The 18,946-nt window shown below is 72.8% G+C and carries 15 protein-coding genes and 1 riboswitch; of the genes, 12 read left to right on the top strand and 3 right to left on the bottom strand.

The window, feature by feature from the left end; translation table 11 throughout:
- Positions 1-7: 7 nt before the first annotated feature.
- Together RDI86_RS05210 and RDI86_RS05205 are read right to left on the bottom strand one after the other, a co-directional pair.
- Positions 8-571, bottom strand: a complete 564-nt coding sequence (locus RDI86_RS05210) for a flavin reductase family protein (RefSeq protein ID WP_076403557.1) — start codon at positions 569-571, stop codon at positions 8-10.
- On the bottom strand, positions 568-1,167 hold the full coding sequence (locus RDI86_RS05205) for an NADPH-dependent FMN reductase (RefSeq protein ID WP_083711407.1): 600 nt from the start codon (positions 1,165-1,167) through the stop codon (positions 568-570). Before RDI86_RS05205 ends, RDI86_RS05210 begins: the two co-directional genes overlap by 4 nt.
- A 54-nt stretch (positions 1,168-1,221) precedes the next feature.
- Positions 1,222-1,324, bottom strand: a riboswitch (SAM riboswitch).
- Between the two features lie 226 nt (positions 1,325-1,550).
- Between RDI86_RS05205 and gdhA the strand changes: the two genes are divergently transcribed.
- Complete coding sequence (gene gdhA / locus RDI86_RS05200; protein ID WP_021482903.1) at positions 1,551-2,888, top strand: NADP-specific glutamate dehydrogenase; 1,338 nt, start codon at positions 1,551-1,553, stop codon at positions 2,886-2,888.
- 116 nt (positions 2,889-3,004) lie between these two features.
- Complete coding sequence (locus RDI86_RS05195; protein WP_194521907.1) at positions 3,005-3,439, top strand: VOC family protein; 435 nt, start codon at positions 3,005-3,007, stop codon at positions 3,437-3,439.
- Between the two features lie 62 nt (positions 3,440-3,501).
- On the opposite strand, the gene RDI86_RS05190 is transcribed toward RDI86_RS05195, so the two are convergent.
- Positions 3,502-3,933 carry an organic hydroperoxide resistance protein gene (locus RDI86_RS05190; protein WP_076403553.1) on the bottom strand — a complete coding sequence of 144 codons (432 nt, stop codon included), beginning with the start codon at positions 3,931-3,933 and terminating at the stop codon, positions 3,502-3,504.
- 107 nt (positions 3,934-4,040) lie between these two features.
- Between RDI86_RS05190 and RDI86_RS05185 the strand changes: the two genes are divergently transcribed.
- The 10 genes from RDI86_RS05185 (at position 4,041) to RDI86_RS05140 (ending at position 18,826) form a co-directional block, all read left to right on the top strand.
- The gene (locus tag RDI86_RS05185; RefSeq protein ID WP_082774605.1) at positions 4,041-4,649 is read left to right on the top strand and encodes a TetR/AcrR family transcriptional regulator; all 609 of its coding nucleotides are present in this window, start codon (positions 4,041-4,043) and stop codon (positions 4,647-4,649) included.
- A 106-nt stretch (positions 4,650-4,755) separates the two neighbouring features.
- On the top strand, positions 4,756-5,553 hold the full coding sequence (locus RDI86_RS05180) for a copper homeostasis protein CutC (RefSeq protein ID WP_308820870.1): 798 nt from the start codon (positions 4,756-4,758) through the stop codon (positions 5,551-5,553).
- Between the two features lie 363 nt (positions 5,554-5,916).
- Positions 5,917-7,596 carry an ABC transporter substrate-binding protein gene (locus RDI86_RS05175; RefSeq protein WP_076403549.1) on the top strand — a complete coding sequence of 560 codons (1,680 nt, stop codon included), beginning with the start codon at positions 5,917-5,919 and terminating at the stop codon, positions 7,594-7,596.
- Between the two features lie 46 nt (positions 7,597-7,642).
- Positions 7,643-8,638, top strand: a complete 996-nt coding sequence (locus tag RDI86_RS05170; protein WP_061268323.1) for an ABC transporter permease — start codon at positions 7,643-7,645, stop codon at positions 8,636-8,638.
- Positions 8,631-9,794 carry an ABC transporter permease gene (locus RDI86_RS05165; RefSeq protein WP_308820869.1) on the top strand — a complete coding sequence of 388 codons (1,164 nt, stop codon included), beginning with the start codon at positions 8,631-8,633 and terminating at the stop codon, positions 9,792-9,794. The genes RDI86_RS05170 and RDI86_RS05165 overlap by 8 nt, the downstream gene beginning before the upstream one ends.
- A complete protein-coding gene (locus RDI86_RS05160) occupies positions 9,791-10,708 on the top strand; it encodes an ABC transporter ATP-binding protein (protein WP_082774603.1) in 918 nt (305 codons plus the stop codon). Before RDI86_RS05165 ends, RDI86_RS05160 begins: the two co-directional genes overlap by 4 nt.
- Complete coding sequence (locus RDI86_RS05155; protein ID WP_061268322.1) at positions 10,708-11,592, top strand: ABC transporter ATP-binding protein; 885 nt, start codon at positions 10,708-10,710, stop codon at positions 11,590-11,592. Before RDI86_RS05160 ends, RDI86_RS05155 begins: the two co-directional genes overlap by 1 nt.
- Positions 11,593-11,780: 188 nt before the next feature.
- Complete coding sequence (locus tag RDI86_RS05150) at positions 11,781-13,343, top strand: RNB domain-containing ribonuclease (protein ID WP_308820868.1); 1,563 nt, start codon at positions 11,781-11,783, stop codon at positions 13,341-13,343.
- Between the two features lie 30 nt (positions 13,344-13,373).
- Positions 13,374-13,745 carry a sterol carrier family protein gene (locus RDI86_RS05145; RefSeq protein ID WP_043656540.1) on the top strand — a complete coding sequence of 124 codons (372 nt, stop codon included), beginning with the start codon at positions 13,374-13,376 and terminating at the stop codon, positions 13,743-13,745.
- A 320-nt stretch (positions 13,746-14,065) separates the two neighbouring features.
- Positions 14,066-18,826: an ExeM/NucH family extracellular endonuclease gene (locus RDI86_RS05140; protein ID WP_308820867.1), complete on the top strand. Its 4,761-nt coding sequence runs from the start codon at positions 14,066-14,068 to the stop codon at positions 18,824-18,826.
- Positions 18,827-18,946: the final 120 nt, after the last annotated feature.

The raw sequence follows: 18,946 nt of genomic DNA, 5'->3' as shown, positions 1-18,946 counted from the left end.
CGTGCGCTCAGAGCGCGGAGTGGTCGCCGATCCGGTGGTAGGTGCGGTCGTGGTAGACGAGCGGCGACGCCGCCGCCTCCCGCGACGCCCCGGGCGCGGCGCCGACGCTCGACGCGAGCGCGCGCAGCGAGACGAGGTAGGAGTCGCCCACCGGGGTGCGCTGGACGACCCGCCCGCGCACCCACGACAGCGCGCCGTCGATCACGGGCTCGCCCGTCGGCAGGCGCGACCAGCCGCCGTCCGCGAACCGGTCGATGCCGCTCGTCGCGAACCGGGCCGAGACGTCGTCCTGGTGGTCCGCGAGGAAGCTCACGGTCAGCGTGCGCGCCGTCGAGACCGCGGGCCACGACGACGACGTGGACGCGAGCGAGAACGCGAGCAGCGGGGGCGCGGCCGAGACTGAGATGACCGACGTCGCGGTGAAGCCGACGAGGCGGTCGCCGTGCTCGAGCGCGACGACGGCGACGCCCGCGGGGTGGCCGCGGAACACGGCCTTGTACTCGTCGGGGGAGAGCTGGGGCTCGTCCTGCTCGGCCAGGAGGGCCTCCAGGTGGGTGAGCTCGGCGGTCATCGGGCCACCCCCGCGAACGCGTCGGCGACGGCTGCGTCGGTGCGGGCCGACGGGCGGTCCTCCGCCGGGGGGAGCTGCGCCGTGGCGCGGCGCAGGGCGTCGCCCTCGCGCGCGAGCCACGCGTCCACGACCGGTCCCAGGTCCGCGAGCTGCGGCTCGGTGACCGTGAGCGACCGGGTCGGGACGACGGCGCCGAGCTCGACGAGCACGGGTCGCAGGTGCACCTCCCCGACGAGCGCGTGCGCCGGGTTCCCGGACACGACGAGCGGGACCACGACGACGCCCGCGAGCCCGTCGGGGCCGTAGAGGTCGAGGAAGGCCTTCAGCAGCCCGGTGTAGGACGCCTTGTAGACCGGCGTCGCCACGACGGCGACGGTCGCCCGGGCGAGCTGCTCACGGGCGGCGTCGGCCGCCGGATGGTCGGCGGCGAGCACCTCGCCGGCGAGCGACGCCAGGTCGACCGTGGCGACGTCGTCCGCGCCGAGGAGGTCGGCGACGCGGCGCGCGACCGTCTCGGCGGCGCCGAGCGTGCGCGAGCCGGGCCGCGGGTTGCCCGAGACGGCGAGCACCGTCGGGTGGGTGGGGTGGTGGGTCATGTGCACCTCGCAGTAGTCGTCGATCACGCTTGCCGTGCGGGCCGTCCTCGCCGGTGGCGGGGCAGGCCGGGCCCGGCCTGGTCATCTCCCGGAGCACCCCGCCGTGACAGGGGGTTGTCGGCCAGCGAGCCGGGGCTTGGCGCTGGCGCTCGTGACCTGGGGACGGGTATAGCAACCGCCCCGAGAAACTGCACCAGATCGGTAGGGTTTCTCAGTGGGTGGACGGATGTGTCGTCGTCGGTGACTCCTGTGCCGCCCCGTGCGGTCGCTCGTGCGCTGCGGCCGCCCGTGCCGGTGCGCGCGGAGTGAGACGGTGTGACGGGAGCTTCTGGCACAGGCGTACCGTCAGCAGGAGTTCCGCCCGCGTCAGACGAGGAGTACCCATGGACAGCCGACTGCAGTCCGTCTACGACGAGGTCCTGCGTCGCAACCCCGGCGAGGCCGAGTTCCACCAGGCCGTGCGCGAGGTCTTCGACTCGCTCGGCCCCGTGCTGCGCAAGCACCCGCGCTACGTCGAGGCCGCCGTCCTCGAGCGCGTGTGCGAGCCGGAGCGCCAGATCATCTTCCGGGTCCCGTGGGTGGACGACACCGGGCGCGTGCAGATCAACCGCGGCTTCCGCGTCGAGTTCAACTCCGCGCTCGGCCCGTACAAGGGCGGCCTGCGGTTCCACCCGTCGGTCTACCTGGGCATCGTGAAGTTCCTCGGCTTCGAGCAGATCTTCAAGAACTCGCTCACGGGCATGCCCATCGGCGGCGGCAAGGGCGGCTCCGACTTCGACCCGCGCGGGCGGTCCGACGGCGAGGTCATGCGGTTCTGCCAGTCGTTCATGACGGAGCTCTACCGGCACATCGGCGAGAACACGGACGTCCCCGCGGGCGACATCGGCGTGGGCGGCCGCGAGATCGGCTACCTCTTCGGGCAGTACAAGCGCATCACCAACCGGTACGAGTCCGGCGTCCTCACGGGCAAGGGCATCTCGTGGGGCGGCTCGCTCGTCCGCACGGAGGCCACGGGCTACGGCACGGTCCTCTTCGCGCAGAACATGCTGGAGACGCGCGGGCAGGAGCTCGACGGGCGCCGCGTCGTCGTCTCGGGCTCGGGCAACGTCGCGATCTACGCGACGGCCAAGGCGCAGCAGCTCGGCGCGAACGTGGTCGCGTTCTCCGACTCGTCGGGGTACGTCGTCGACGAGGCCGGGGTCGACCTCGAGCTCCTGCGCCAGATCAAGGAGGTCGAGCGCGGGCGCGTCGCCGACTACGCCGCGCGCCGCCCCGGGGCCCGCGTCGTCACCGACGGGTCCATCTGGGACGTGCCGTGCGACGTCGCGCTCCCGTGCGCGACGCAGAACGAGCTCGACGAGGCGGCGGCCAAGCAGCTCGTCGCGAACGGCGTCGTCGCGGTCGCGGAGGGCGCCAACATGCCCACGACGCCGAGCGCCGTCGCGCTGCTCCAGGAGGCGGGCGTCCTCTTCGCGCCGGGCAAGGCAGCCAACGCGGGCGGCGTCGCGACGTCGGCCCTCGAGATGCAGCAGAACGCGTCGCGCGACGCGTGGTCCTTCGAGTACACGGAGGACCGCCTCGCGCAGATCATGGCGGGCATCCACGACCGCTGCGTCGAGACGGCCGACGAGTACGGCACGCCCGGCAACTACGTGCTCGGCGCCAACATCGCGGGCTTCACCAAGGTCGCCGACGCGATCCTCGCGCTCGGCGTCATCTGACCCGAGCCGCACGACGACGGCCGTCGGTGCCCCGCGCGGAGCGGTGGCATCGGCGGCCGTCGTGCGCCCGTGAAAAGCCCTCCGGCCGAGAAGGGTCGGGCGCCTAGGGTGGCCGGATGGCGGCGGTCAGGCAGGTCCAGGTCACGTTCGACTGCGCGCAGCCACGGCGCGTCGCCCGGTTCTGGTGCGAGGTGCTGGGCTACGTCCCGGCGCCGCCCCCGGAGGGCTTCAGCACCTGGGACGACGCCGAGGCCTCCCTCCCGGCCACAGAGCGGGACGCGTGGTCCGCGTGCAGCGACCCCACCGGGGCCGGTCCGCGCCTGTACTTCCAGCGTGTCCCCGAGGGCAAGGTCGTCAAGAACCGCGTGCACCTCGACGTGCGTGCCGGCACCGGGCTCGTGGGTGCCGAGCGTCTCGCCGCGCTCGAGGCCGAGCGCGACCGGCTCGTCGCGCTCGGCGCGACGTGCGTGCGCGTGATGGTCGCCGACGAGGAGAACGAGTCCTGCATCGTCATGCAGGACGTCGAGGGCAACGAGTTCTGCCTGGACTGACCGCCGGGCCGACCCGCGGACCGCTCCGCCAGCCGGCCCCGGCGGTCGTGCCGAGGGGTGCCCTACGCGACCGTCGTGCGGACGGTGACCGGGATGTTGCCCCGGGTCGCGAGCGAGTACGGGCAGACGGCGTGCGCGGCCTCCGCGAGCTCCTCGGCGACGTCCTGGGTGACGCCGCCCCCGAGCTCGACGTGCAGCGTCGCGCCGAGCGAGAAGCCGCCGTCGCCGGTCGGGACGAGGTCGACCTCGGCGACGACGGCCGAGTCGGCCACGGGGACCTTGCGCTGCGCCGCGACCATCTTCAGCGCCGAGTGGAAGCATGACGACCACCCGGCTGCGAACAGCTGCTCCGGGTTCGTCCCGCCACCGGGGCCGCCCATCTGGCGCGGGACGGCGAGCGTGACGTCGAGCTGGCCGTCGTCGGACACGGCGCGGCCTCCGGCGCGACCGTCGCCGGTCGCGGTGGCCACGGCGGTGTAGAGGGTGTCAGCCATGAGGTGCCTCTCGAGAGTCGGGATCGAAGTAGAGTTACTAGTACGTCTACATCGGAGAACCTAGACTGGTGGCCGACCGCGCGCAAGGGCGGAGACAAGGAGGGGGCATGGTCGACGACTCGCCGACGCCCGGGGCGACGGGCCGCGGCACCGCGGCCGACACGCGCCGCCGCATCCTCGAGGCAGCCTCGGCGCTCTTCTACGCCCAGGGCATCCGAGCGACGAGCGCCGACCGCGTCATCGAGCAGGTCGGCATCACCAAGGTGACGTTCTACCGCCACTTCCGCACGAAGTCCGACCTCGTCGTCGCCTACCTCGAGGCGCAGGCCGCACGCGACCGTGCCGTCGTCGACGAGTCGCTCCGCGACGCCGAGCCGCTCGACGCCCTGAGCGCCCTCGCGGGCGCCATCGGCGCCGTGAGCTGCGTGCCGGGCTTCCGCGGCTGCCCGTTCATCAACGCCGCGGCGGAGACACCCGACCCGCAGGACCCGGTGCGCGTCGTCGTGGACCGCCACCGGCGCTGGACGCGGGACGTGTTCGCCCGCCTCGCCGCCGCGGTCGGCGTCACGGACGCCGACGCGACCGCGGCGCAGCTCATGATGCTGCGCGACGGCGCCATGGTCGCGGGCTACCTCGGCGACCCCGACGAGGTGGCCGCGACCCTGCGGTCCGCGTGCCTCGCCGCCGTCGCCACGGGACGGCCGACGCCGGCCTGAGCTCCCGCGCCCGGCCCGCGCCCGGAGTCGTCTACCCTGGCCGACGGCCGCCGTCGTGCGGGTCGCGCGACGCGACGGCCGCCGGACCGGACGACGGGAGAGCGCCATGACGACCACCCACCCCGAGGGGGGCGCGGCGCCCGCGGCCCGCGACGTGGCCCTCGAGCTCGCGGTCCAGGACCCCGACGGCGTCCGCGTGGCCGCGGCCGTGCGTGCGCACCGGGTCGAGCTGTGCGTCGGGCTCGGCGCGACGGGCGGGCTCACGCCCAGCGCCGGGCTCGTCGAGGCCGCGGTCGCCGCCGCAGCGGAGGCCGACGGTCCGGGGCCACGCGTCGAGGTGCACGTGCTCGTGCGCCCGCGCCCGGGCGGCTTCGTCCTCACGCCCACCGACCTCGACGTCCAGGTGCGCGACGTCCGGGCCGCGGTGGCGGCCGGGGCGCGCGGCGTCGTCGTGGGTGCGCTCACCCCGGACGGCCTGGTCGACGTCGGCGCCGTCCGCGCCCTCGTGGACTCCGCCGACGGGCGCGAGGTCACGTTCCACCGCGCCGTCGACGTCGTCGCCGACCCGCTCGCCGCGCTCGACGCGCTCTCCGGGGCCGGGGTCGTGCGCGTGCTCACGTCGGGCGGTGCGTCGCGCAGCATCGACGGCACCGACCGGCTGCGCGCCATGGCGGCGCACGCGCGCGATGCGCTCGGCGGGCGTGTGCAGGTCATGGCCGGCGGGGGAGTGCGGCCGCAGGACGTCGGGGCCCTGGTGGCCGCGCGCGTCGACGCCGTGCACCTCTCGGCCAAGCGCGTCGTCGCGGACGACGCCGGGCCGGGGGGCGGCGGCGACGCCGGCTACGAGGTCACCGACCCCGAGGTCGCGCGGGCCGCGCGTGCCGCGCTGGACGCCGCTCGCTGACCCCGCTCCCGGCTCGCCGCCGGCGCTGCCGCCGTCCCGCCGCCGACCCCGTCCCCGACCGCTCCCGCCAGCGCGGCCTGCTGCGCCCGTGCGACGCGCTGCGCCCCGCACGACCCGCTGCGCCGGGACCGGCCACGGGCCGCCCCACCCCCTCCTGACCGTCCTCGGCACCTCGGCCGGACCCCGTTCCACGGGGTCCGGCCGAGCCCGTCGCGGCGCGATCCTGGTATCGATGTCTCAGTTAGGTAACTTTCCTGTCGTATTCGTAGGAGGGCCGGTGGCTATTAGTTAGTGTTCCTGCCACACGCCTGCGGGCGCCGAAGTACGACGTGAGGACGCGTCGTCCATGCGAAAGGACCGAAGATGATTCGAAGCACGGCGCGCAAGCGTCTGCTCACGGCCGCGGCACTCGTGACGGGCGTCTCGCTGCTCGCGAGCGCCTGCACCGGCGGGGGCGATGGCGAGGGTGAGGGCAACGGCGGTGAGGCCCGTGTCCTCAATGTCTGGGCCGGCACCCAGACGCCCATGGTCGCGAACTTCAACCCGTACGCGCCCAACCCGCTGCACGTGACGAACGGTGGCATCTACGAGCCGCTGTTCTTCTACAACCGCGCCGAGGCCGGCGACCCGACGCCCCGCCTGGGCGAGTCCTACGAGTGGAGCGAGGACGGCACCGAGCTGACCGTCAAGATCCGCGAGGGCGTGAAGTGGTCCGACGGCGAGGACTTCACGGTCGAGGACGTCATCTTCTCGTACACCAACGACGCGGCGAAGCGCGACTACCTGAACACGATCGAGAAGGTCGACGAGTCGACCGTCAAGTTCACGTTCAACGGCGCGCAGTTCACGAGCGCCGTGCAGATCCTCGGCACCACGCTCATGGTCCCCGAGCACCTCTTCAAGGAGGTGTCGGACCTCATCACGTTCACGAACGACGAGCCGGTGGGCACCGGGCCGTTCACGCTCGACACCATCACGAACGCGACCTACACCGTCGTCCCGAACGAGGACTACTGGGGCGGCGAGCCGAGCCTCGGGAAGGTCCGCTTCCTCGCGCTCGACAAGAACCAGAGCGCCCAGGACCTCCTCGCCACCGGCAAGATCGACTGGACCACGATGTTCATCGCGGACCCGGAGACGGTCACCGGCGGCGGCCAGGTCTCGCTGCTCAACACCCCGCAGGACCCGACCACGATCATGTCGTGCTCGAACGCGGCGCTCGGCTGCGCGGGCCCGCAGACGGACCTCGCCGTCCGCCAGGCGGTCAACCTGCTCGTCGACCGCGGCGAGATCAACGAGAAGGCGTTCTCGGGCCACGCGGCCGTCGCGTCGCCGTCGCTCGCGCTCGTCGGTCGTGACGACCGCTGGATCTCCTCCGAGATCGAGAAGGAGAGCCCGCAGGAGGGCGACCCGGCCGAGGCGGCCAAGGTCCTCGAGGCGGCGGGCTACACCAAGGGTGCTGACGGCATCTTCGAGAAGGACGGCCAGAAGCTCTCGGTCGACCTCATCTCGGTCGACGGCTGGAGCGACCACAACGCGGCGGGTGACCTCATCGCGCAGCAGGCGCTCGAGGCGGGCGTGCAGATCAACCACGTGAAGATCACGCAGCAGGAGATGTCCGACGCCCGGACCAGCGGCAACTACCAGATGATGATCAGCGGCATCACGGGCACGTCGCTCGACGACCCGTTCGCCATCTACCGCCAGTGGCTCACGACCGAGTACACGACGCCGGTGGGCGAGACCATCGAGGCCGGCCGCTTCAACTTCCCGCGCTACTCGAACCCGCTCGTCGACGAGGCCGTGGCCACCGCCGCCGGCACCAACGACGAGGACACGAAGAAGGCCGCGTACGCCACGGTGCAGAAGGAGATCGCCCGCGACCTCCCCTACATCGCCCTCGTCGTGAACCCGACCATGTCGTTCGTCAACACGAAGGACTACACCGGCTGGCCGTCGGAGGACGACATGTACGCCTTCCCGCCGTCGTGGGCCACGATCAGCAACGGCGTGATCCTCTCCCAGCTCAAGCCCGCGAGCTGATGTCGCACTGCCGAAGAGGAGCTCGGGTGAACGAGGAGTCGGTTCAATGAGGTACTACGCACGGCGGATCGCGTTCTACGTGGTCACCTTCTGGGCCGCCGTCTCGCTCAACTTCCTTCTCCCGCGGGCCATCCCCGGTGATCCCAAGCAGATCTACCTCGACACCCTGCTCCGGAAGAACGGTGAGCTGACTCCGGGCCTCATCCAGAGTGTCGACATCCTCTTCGGCAGTGACGACGCCTCGCTGTGGGAGCAGTACCTCACGTACTGGAAGAACATCTTCACAGGTGATCTCGGTACGTCGGTCCTGTACTTCCCGGCACCCGTCAGCCAGCTGCTCGGCGAGGCCCTCCCCTGGACGGTGGGCCTCGTCGGGCTGGCGACGATCATCGCGTTCCTCCTCGGCGTCGGCCTCGGCGCATGGGTCGGGTGGAAGCGCGGTACGTGGGTCGACCACATCATCCCCGCGTCGACCTTCCTCCAGGCGGTGCCGTACTTCTGGCTCGCCCTGGTCCTCATCTCGATCTTCTCGGTGTCGCTCGGCTGGTTCCCCATCGTGGGCGCGTACGACATCTTCGAGTTCGACAGCGGTCCCGAGTGGTCGTGGGACTTCGTGGGCAGCGTGATCTACCACGGCACCCTCCCGGCCGTGACGATCATCCTGTCGGCGATGGGCGGCTGGCTCCTCGGGATGCGCAACATGATGGTCTCGACGATCGCCGAGGACTACGTCACGACGGCCGAGGCCAAGGGCCTGCGCCCCTTCCGGGTCGCGCTGACGTACGCGACGCGGAACGCGGTCCTGCCGTCGGTCACGGGCTTCGGCATCGCGCTCGGCTTCGTCGTCGCCGGGTCGGTGGTCATGGAGCAGGCCTTCAGCTACCCCGGCATCGGCAAGCTGCTCTTCACCGCGGTCCAGGCGAAGGACTACGCGCTCATGCAGGGCGCCTTCCTCGTGATCACCGTCGTGGTGCTCGCGGCGAACTTCCTCATGGACCTGATCAACGGCATCATCGACCCGAGGACGCGGAACAATGGCTGACCCCACCCGTGACGCCGAGACCGTGACTCCCGCGGCCGACGCCGCTCCTGCCGCCTCCGTGGTGGTGGACGGCCTGCCGCCCGAGAACCGGACCGCCGGCATCGTGCCGGACGTGCCCATCGCCCCGCCCGAGGCCGTCGTCGCGGGCGAGCCCGTCCCACAGAGCACCGCGCCGAAGCGCGGCATCCGGGCGATGCTCCCGCGCCGTTCGGGCAAGCTCGTCGTCGGCCTCGTGCTGACGCTCGGGATCGTGCTCTTCTCCGTCGTGGCGCCGCTGTTCAGCCAGAGCCCGCGGGCGACGTCGAACCCGGCGTACCTGCCGCCGAGCACCGAGCACCTGCTCGGCACGAACAACATCGGCGTCGACATCTTCGCCCAGGTCGCGCACGGCGGCCTCGGCTCCCTCACGGTGGGACTGCTCGCGGGCGTGATCGCGATGGTCCTCTCGCTCCTGTTCGGCATCATCGCCGGCTACGTCGGGGGCTGGACCAACGAGATCCTGTCCTTCGTCACGAACATCATGCTCGTGATCCCCGGGCTCCCCCTGATCATCGTGATCTCCGCCTACCTCGAGTCCCGCTCGCTCTTCCTCGTCGCCCTGATCCTCGGCATCACCGGGTGGGCGGGGGCGGCGATCGTGCTACGGGCACAGGCCCGGTCCCTGCGCAGCCGCGACTACGTCTACGCGGCCAAGGTCGCGGGCGAGAAGGCGCCGCGCATCGTCCTCGTCGAGATCCTGCCGAACCTCCTGCCGCTGCTCACCGCGAACTTCCTGGGCGCCGTGCTCCTCGCGATCCTCAGCGAGGCCGGCCTCTCGTACCTCGGCCTCGGGCCTTCCGGGTCGGTGACGTGGGGCACCATCCTCAACGAGGCCAGCACGCAGAACGCGATGGCGTACGGGCGCTGGTGGTGGTTCGTCCCGCCGGGCCTCCTCATCGCGCTGTTCGGCTGCGGGCTCGCCCTCATCAACTTCAGCATCGACGAGATCATCAACCCCAAGCTGCGGACGGCCCCTGCCGCGGTCAAGAACGTCCGCCTCGCGCGCAAGCAGCGCGCGAAGCTCCAGACGGCGACCGCGCCGAGCACCGCCAAGGCCGGCACGGCGGGCACCGCGGCCGACACCCCCGCCCGCGACGACGAGAAGGTCCAGTCATGAGCGCACCGACCCTCACCGCGAAGCCTGCGGGCGACTTCGGGGCCCCGCCCGGTGCGGTCCCCGTGCTCACGGCGCGGAACGTCTCGATCGAGTACCAGGTGAACCCGGTCGTGCAGGCCGTGAAGGACGTGTCCCTGACCCTGCACCGAGGCGAGATCCTCGGCCTCGCGGGCGAGTCCGGCTGCGGCAAGACGACCCTCGCGTACGGGCTCAACCAGCTCCTCAAGCCGCCGGCGCTGCGCACGAGCGGGGAGATCGTCCTCCACGACAAGGACGGCGACGACATCGACGTCGCCGCCCTGTCCGGGGACTCGCTGCGGGCGTTCCGCTGGGACAAGGTCTCGATGGTCTTCCAGGGGGCGATGAACTCCCTCAATCCCGTGATCAGCATCAAGGCCCAGCTGTTCGACGTCTTCGCGACGCACCGCCCGGGGATGTCCGCGAAGGCCAAGCTCGAGCGCAGCCGTGAGCTGCTGGAGCTCGTCGGGGTCGACCCGAACCGGCTCGACAGCTACGCGCACGAGCTCTCCGGCGGCATGCGCCAGCGCGTCATGATCGCGATGGCCCTCGCGCTCCAGCCGCAGGTCATGATCATGGACGAGCCGACGACGGCGCTCGACGTCGTCGTCCAGCGCGGCATCCTGCGCGAGATCATGCGGCTCCGCGAGCAGTTCGACTTCGCCGTCGTCTTCATCACGCACGACCTGCCGCTGCTGCTGGAGATCAGCGACCGGATCGCGGTCATGCTCCGCGGCGAGATCGTCGAGCTCAACACGGCCGAGGAGATCTACAACGCGCCCGCGCACGAGTACACGCGCCGCCTGCTCGGGTCGTTCCCGAGCCTGACGGGCGACCGTGGCGGGTTCGTCCGGTCCGGCGAGGACACCGCCGACAGCACGGGAGGGGTGGCCTGATGGGCACGCTCGAGATCCGGAACCTCACCAAGGACTTCGTCATCCGCAACGGGTGGAAGCGGTCGCGGCTGCGTGCGGTGAACGACGTGTCGTTCACGCTCGAGCCGGGCAAGACGATCGCCATCGTCGGTGAGTCGGGTTCCGGGAAGTCGACCGTCGCGCGGATGATCGCGAAGCTCGAGACGCCGACGTCCGGCGACATCCTGCTCGACGGCGTCCCGTCCGCCCGGCGTGGCCGTGGCCTGGCCGAGTACCGGCACGACGTCCAGATGGTGTTCCAGGACCCGTTCGCGTCGCTCAACCCGTTCCACTCGATCCGTCACCACCTGGAGCGGCCGCTGCGGATCCACGGGCGCGCGAAGACGGCCGCCGAGCTCGACGCGGCCGTCGACGAGCTCCTCACGCGCGTGAACCTCACGCCCCCGGGGACGTTCGCGGAGAAGCGTCCGCACGAGATGTCCGGAGGTCAGCGGCAGCGCGTCGCGATCGCCCGCGCGCTCGCCCCCGGCTCCCGGTTCCTCGTCGCGGACGAGCCCGTGTCGATGCTCGACGTGTCGATCCGGCTCGGGGTGCTCAACCTGCTGGCGCGCCTGCAGCGCGAGGAGAACCTCGGCGTCCTCTACATCACGCACGACCTCGCGACGGCGCGGCACTTCAGCGACGAGATCCTCGTGATGTTCCGCGGGAACGTCGTCGAGCGCGGGCCGTCGGACCAGGTCATCCTCGACCCGCAGCACGAGTACACGAAGCTGCTCCTCGGGGCGGCGCCGGAGCCGCAGAACCACGGCCGCCTCCGCGAGGAGGTGCGCCGCGAGCTCGCCGCGGCCGCGGCGGGCGAGGGCGACGCCGTCGCCCGCGACCGCTTCGGCACGCGCGGCATGTGAGACGGGCGTCGCCCGTCCCCTCTTCGTCCGGGCAGCGGGGGTTGCCCGGCGGCACGCGTCGGTGGTGACGCGTGCGCGTCGCGCGGGCCAGGTCAGTCGGACGCCCTGGCCCGCGCGCTCGCCCCGTCCGTCGTCGTTCGTCCTGCCACACAGGACGTCCCCGGTGATGGGTGGGTAGGGTCGGGCTCGTGCCCGCCCGTCACCTGCGCCTCGCGCGACCCGAGCCCTCCGCCCCGAGCAGCACCGCCCTGGTCACCGACGCGCTCGCGGCGCTGCGCCGCGAGATGGAGGTGCCGGAGAGCTTCCCGGACGGGGTGCTCGCCGAGGCCGAGGAGGTCGTGCGAGAGGACCGCCCGGTGCCCGGTCCCGGGCGCGTCGACCTGCGCGACGTCCCGTTCCTCACGATCGACCCGCCGGGCTCGATGGACCTCGACCAGGCGCTGCACCTGGAGCGTGCCGGGGGAGCGCCGGACGACCCGGCGGGCGCCGCGTTCGTGGTGCACTACGCGATCGCCGACGTCGGCGCGTTCGTCGTGCCGGGCGGCGCGATCGACGCCGAGGTCCACGAGCGCGGCACGACCCTCTACGCGCCCGACGGCCGCACCCCGCTGCACCCGGCCGTGCTGTCCGAGGGCGCGGCGAGCCTCCTGCCGGGCGAGGACCGCCCGGCCGCGGCCTGGCGCGTCGTGCTCGACGCCCGCGGCGAGATCCTCGACGCGACGGTGCGGCGCGCCGTCGTGCGCTCGACGCAGCGCCTCACCTACGACGAGGCGCAGGCCCGGATCGACGCTCGTCCCGCCGGGGACGACACCGGAGACCCCCTCCTGCTGCTCCGCGAGGTGGGCGAGCTGCGGCTCGCGCGCGAGCGCGAGCGCGGCGGTGTGTCGCTCGAGGTCCCGGAGCAGGAGATCGTCACGCGCGACGACGGCTCGTTCGGCCTCGAGTTCCGCTCGACCCTCCCGGCGGAGGCCTGGAACGCGCAGGTGTCGCTGCTCACGGGCATCGCGGCGGCGCGGATCATGCGCGCGGGGGGCGTCGGCGTCTTCCGCGCGCTGCCGGACGCGGACCCGCGCGACCTCGCGCGCCTGCGCCGCACGGCCCGGGCGCTCGGCATCGGCTGGCCGCGCGAGACGCCGTACGCCGAGCTCGTCCCGACGCTCGACTCGCGCGTCCCGCGCCATGCCGCGTTCCTCAACGAGGCGACGTCGCTGTTCCGGGGCGCGTCGTACGAGGCGTTCGGTGGCACGGGCCAGGAGCCCGGCGTGCCCGACGACGCGGCGCACGCCGCGATCGGTGCGGAGTACGCGCACGTCACCGCGCCCCTGCGCCGGCTCGTGGACCGCTACGGCACCGAGGTGTGCCTCGCGCTGTGCGCGGGGGAGGACGTGCCGCGGTGGGTGCTCGACGCCCTGCCCGGCCTGCCGCGCACGATGGCCCGCACGGGCCAGCGCGCGAGCGCGTACGAGCGCGCGATCGTCGACGTCGTCGAGGCCGCGCTGCTCACCGGTCGCGAGGGCGAGGAGTTCGACGGCGTCGTGGTCGACGTCGAGGACGACCGCGAGCGCGCCCGCCGCCTCGAGCGCGAGGACGCCGACGAGGCGGGCGGGGCACGGCGCGGCCAGGTGGTCCTCGCCGACCCGGCGGTGCGCGCTCCCGTCGAGGGGACGGACCTCCCGCTCGGCGACCCGGTGCGCGCCACGCTGCGCGAGGCGTCGGTGCCCGGGCGCCGCGTCCGGTTCACCGTCGGCTGACGCCGGGCCGCGCGGCCTAGGCTGGTCCTCGTGCCTGCCCGACGCCGTACCGACCCCGCCGCCGGCCGCCTCGCCCTGGCGACGTGGCGCGACGACCCCACCGACCGCCGTGCCGTGACGACGGCCGTGCGGTTCACGCTCGAGGAGCTCGCCGACGTCGCGCCCGGGCACACGGTCGAGGTGCGCGTACCGCCCGCGGGGGCCGTCCAGGCGGTCGAGGGCCCGCGGCACACGCGCGGGACGCCGCCGAACGTCGTCGAGACGGACCCGCAGACGTGGCTGGGCCTCGTCACGGGGGCCGTCGCCTGGGCCGACGCCGTCGCGGACGGGCGCGTCCGTGCGTCGGGCGAGCGCTCCGACATCTCCTTCCTGCTCCCGCTCCAGGCGGCCCGGCCGCGCTGACCACTCAGGCGGGGGCCTCGGCATCCGCTCGCGGGCGGCGAGCGTGTTACCGGTGGGTAACGTTCTGGGGGCCGGTCTGGCGGAGCGCCGGACGGGGGACTAGCGTCCCAGGATGACCGGCCGCCGTCCGCGCGGGCGCTCGCGGCACGACGACGTGCGCTGGCGTTCTCGTGACGGTGACACGGCAGCAACCGCACGTTCATCCAGGTGGGGTGCGATGTCCCGCGGAGGCAGGGCGTCGCCCCGTCCGAGGGACGTCCCCGACCCACGGGAACGCGCGAGCTGCTGCCCGGCCGTCCGCACGAGATGAAGGAGTCAGCGTGACCGACCACCAGCACCTGCGGCGACGGAGGGTGGTGGCGGGCACGTTGACCGTGGCCCTCGCCGTGCCGTTCTCCGTCGCGGCGGCCACCGCCGCGAGCGCGGCGCCCGACGGGTCGGGCCTCGTCATCAACGAGGCCTACCTGAGCGGCGGCAGCGCCAACGCCCCGTACACCCACAAGTTCGTCGAGCTGTACAACCCCACGCAGGCGGCGATCGACCTCTCCGGGATGTCGCTGCAGTACCGCTCCGCGACGAGCACGGGCGCCTTCACGGGCGTGACCGCGCTGACCGGCTCGGTCGCCCCCGGGGGCTACTACCTGGTGCAGGGCGGGTCGAACGGCTCGAACGGCGCCGCGCTGCCCACGCCCGACGCGACGGGCGGTCTCAACCCGTCGGGCACGACGGGCACCCTGGCGCTCGTGCGGTCGACCTCTCCGGTGACGCTGCCGGCGGGGAACGCCGCGGGCGCCGCGAACGTCGTCGACCTCATCGGGTACGGCACCTCGAACACGTTCGAGACGGCCGTGGGCCCCGCGCCGTCGGCCAACAACGTGCCCGCGTCGATCAACCGGACCGGGTACGCCGACACGGACGACAACAGCAAGGACTTCACGCTCTCCAGCACCGTGACGCCGCAGAACAGCGGCGACGACGGCGGCGGCCCGGGCCCTGAGCCGGGCGAGGTCGTCCCGATCGCGGAGATCCAGGGCACGGGCGCGGCGAGCCCGCTCGTCGGGCAGACGGTCACCACGCGCGGCGTCGTCACCGCGACCTACCCCACGGGCGGCTACGACGGCTTCTACCTGCAGACGGAGGGCACCGGCGGCGACCTCGACGCGTCGCACACGGCGTCGGACGCGATCTTCGTCTACTCGAAGGCGGGCGCGGCCGCGGTGGCGGTCGGCGACCACGTCGAGGTGACGGGCGCGGTCTCCGAGTACTTCACGCTCACCCAGATCACGCCCGCGGCGGGCGGCTGGACCGTGCTCGACGAGGCGGCGCAGGACGTCAAGCCCGCGAACGTCGCGTTCCCGGCGACCGACGCCGAGCGCGAGGTCCTCGAGGGCATGCTCGTGCAGCCGGCGGGCGACTACGTCGTCGCGGACAACTACGACACGAACTACTACGGGTCGTTCGTGCTCGCGGCGGGGACGGACCCGTTCGTCCAGCCGACGTCGGCCGGGCGGCCGGGCAGCGTGGAGGCGGCGGCCGCCGTCGCGGACCGTGCGGCGCGGGCCGTGGTGCTCGACGACGGCGCCACGACGAACTTCAACAACACCGCGAACAAGGGCGTCCCGCTCCCGTACCTCACGGGCGGGGCACCGGCGCGCGTGGGTGCGGCCGTGTCGTTCACGACGCCGGTCATCCTCGACTACCGGTTCGACGCCTGGACGTTCCAGCCGCGCACGCAGCTCACCGCGGGCGACGGCGGCAACGCCGCCACGGTGCAGCCGGTCACGTTCGAGAACACGCGGGAGGACGCTCCGGCCGAGGTCGGGGGCGACCTCTCCGTCGCGACGTTCAACGTGCTCAACTACTTCACGACCACGGGCGACCAGGTCGCGGGCTGCCAGTTCTACACGGACCGCGCGGGGAACCCGATCACGGTCCGCACGGGCTGCGACGCGCGCGGCGCGGCGGACGCCGCGAACCTCGAGCGGCAGCAGGCGAAGATCGTCGCGGCGATCGACGCCCTCGACGCGGACGTCGTCGCGCTCATGGAGATCGAGAACTCGGAGCCGTTCGGCAAGGACCGCGACCAGGCGCTGTCGGACCTCGTGGACGCGCTCAACGCGGCCGCGGGCGCCGAGGAGTGGGCGTTCGTCCCGTCGCCGGCCGCCGTGCCGACGGACGAGGACGTCATCCGCCTCGCGTACATCTACCAGGTGGCCGAGGCCGAGCCGGTCGGCGACTCCGTGATCCTGCTCGACGACCCGGCGTTCTCGAACGCGCGCGAGCCCCTCGCCCAGGTCTTCCAGCCCGCGGGCGGGATCACCGAGGGTGACGACGCGGCGAGCGACGACGTGCTCGTCGTCGCGAACCACCTCAAGTCGAAGGGCGGCAGCGACTCCGCGCCCGCCGACCAGAAGGACACCGGCGACGGCCAGGGCGCGTACAACAAGGCGCGCGTGGGCCAGGCGACGGCGCTCGTCGCCTTCGCCGAGAACGTCGCGGCCGACGCCGGGACGGACAAGGTCCTGCTCGCGGGCGACTTCAACTCCTACGAGCAGGAGGACCCGCTGCAGGTGCTCAAGGACGCCGGCTACACCGACCTCGGTGCGTCGACGGGCGAGCACACCTACCTGTTCGACGGGTACGTCGGGTCGCTCGACCACGTGTTCGCGTCGCCGGCCGCGGCGGACGCCGTCACCGGCACCGACGTGTGGAACATCAACTCGGTCGAGCCGATCGCCAACGAGTACAGCCGGTACAACTACAACGCGTCGATCCTCTACGACACGACGCCGTTCCGGTCGTCCGACCACGACCCCGTCCTCGTGGGCCTCCAGCTCGGCGCCGCCGAGCCCGGCACCACGCAGCTGGACCTGCTGGCGATCAACGACTTCCACGGTCGCATCGACGCCAACACGGTGAAGTTCGCGGGCACGATCGAGCAGCTGCGCGCGGCGAACCCCGACGGGACGGCCTTCGTCTCGGCGGGCGACAACATCGGCGCCTCGCTGTTCGCGTCGGCGCTCCAGGAGGACCAGCCGACGATCGACGTGCTGAACGCGCTCGACCTCGCGGCGTCCGCGGTGGGCAACCACGAGTTCGACCAGGGCATGGACGACCTCACGGGTCGTGTCACCGACGAGGCCGACTGGGCCTACCTGGGCGCGAACGTCTACGACAAGGGCACGACGAACCCGGCGCTGCCGGAGTACCAGGTCGTCGAGATCGACGGCCTCGACGTCGGCTTCGTCGGCGTCGTGACGGAGGAGACCCCGACGCTGGTCACGCCGTCGGGCATCGCCGACGTCGAGTTCGGCGACCCCGTCGAGGCGCTCAACCGCGTCACCGCCCAGCTCCAGGACGGCGACCCGGCGAACGGCGAGGCGGACGTCGTCGTGGGCCTCGTCCACGAGGGCGCGTCCGCGGGCACGCCCGACGGCGCGACGCTCGAGGAGGAGGTCGCCGCGGGCGGCGCCTTCGCGGACATCGTCGACGGGACCGACGCGCGCGTCGCGGCGATCTTCACGGGCCACACCCACAAGCAGTACGCGTGGGACGCGCCCGTCCCGGGCGTCCCGGGCAAGACCCGCCCGATCGTCCAGACCGGCAACTACGGCGAGTTCATCGGGCACGTGTCGCTCACCGTGGACACCGCGACCCACGAGGTCACGGCGTACACGGCGCAGAACGTGGCCCGCACGAAGGCGGAGGACGCGACCCTGGTCGCGACGTACCCGCGCGTCGCGGAGGTCAAGACGATCGTCGACGCGGCGCTCCAGCAGGCCGAGATCATCGGCGCGACCCCGATCGGCGAGGTCACCGCGGACATCACGACCGCGTTCGCGGGCGGCTCGTACACCGGTCCCGGCGGGACGTACGTGGGCTCCGGCCCGAACCCGACCTCCGGGCGTGACGACCGCGCCTCGGAGTCGACGCTCGGCAACCTCGTCGCCGACTCGCTCCTCGCGACGCTCTCCGACCCGGCGCGCGGCGCTGCGGACATCGGTGTCGTCAACCCCGGCGGGCTGCGCAGCGAGCTGTTCCACGACGGTGACGGCGTCATCACCTACGCCGAGGCCAACGCGGTGCTGCCGTTCGTCAACAACCTGTGGACCGTGACCCTGACGGGCGAGCAGGTCGTCGAGATGCTCGAGCAGCAGTGGCAGACGGACGCGAACGGCAACCGTCCGTCGCGCCCGTACCTCGCCCTGGGCCTCTCGGACAACGTGTCGTGGACGGCGAGCACCGCCGACCCGAACGCGGCGCCGGGGAGCAACGTCTCGTCCGTGACGATCGACGGCGAGCCGATCGACCCCGCCGGGGAGTACCGCGTCGCGACGTTCTCGTTCCTGGCCACCGGGGGCGACAACTTCCGCGTGTTCACGGACGGCACCGACCCGCGCGACTCCGGTCTGGTCGACCGGGACGCGTGGATCGCGTACCTGCAGCAGAGCTCGCCGGTGTCGCCGTCGTTCGACCGCTCGCGCGTGGTCGTCGACGAGCTGCCCGGCACCGTGACGGCGGGCTCCGACGTGAGCGTGGGGCTCTCGGGCCTGAACCTCACGTCGCTCGGGTCGCCGACGAACACGTCGGTGGACGGGTACCTCGTCGCCGCGGACGCCACGTTCGACCCGGCGAACCCGGGCACCGCGGCGGGCACCGCCACGGTGACGGGCGGGGCGGCGACCCTGACGGCGACGGTCCCGGCCGACGCCGCGGCGGGCGAGTACGACCTGTGGGTCGTCGCGTCGCCGAGCGGCACGACGGCGCGCATCCCCGTCACGGTCGAGGCCGCGGCCCCGACGGTGGAGCTCGTGAACCTCGAGGCCACCGCGCGCTGCACGGGCAAGTTCGTCCACCTCGCGGTCCGCGCCACCAACGGCGAGGACGCGCCGGTCGAGGTCGTCCTCCAGACGCCCTACGGTTCCAAGCGGTTCCCGAACCTCCAGCCGGGCAAGAACGCCTACCAGTCGTTCAACACCCGGGCCACGTCGATCGAGGGCGGGACGGTCACCGTGACCGCGACGCTCGACGGCGTGACGCAGGAGTACGAGATCCCCTTCGAGGGTCAGACCTGCGGCTGACGCCTGCCTGACGCCGTGCGGCGCCGCCGAGGAGGCGACGCCACATCCCGCGACCCGGGTCCCGTCCGACGGGCCCGGGTCGCGGTGCGTCCGGGGCGAGGACTCTGCGGGGAGTCCCAG

It is taken from the genome of Cellulosimicrobium sp. XJ-DQ-B-000 (assembly GCF_031119065.1).
In the GTDB taxonomy this organism is placed as follows: Bacteria; Actinomycetota; Actinomycetes; order Actinomycetales; family Cellulomonadaceae; genus Cellulosimicrobium; species Cellulosimicrobium funkei.
The sequence above is the reverse complement of the archived record's forward strand: the minus strand, read 5'-3'. Positions and strand labels throughout refer to the sequence as shown.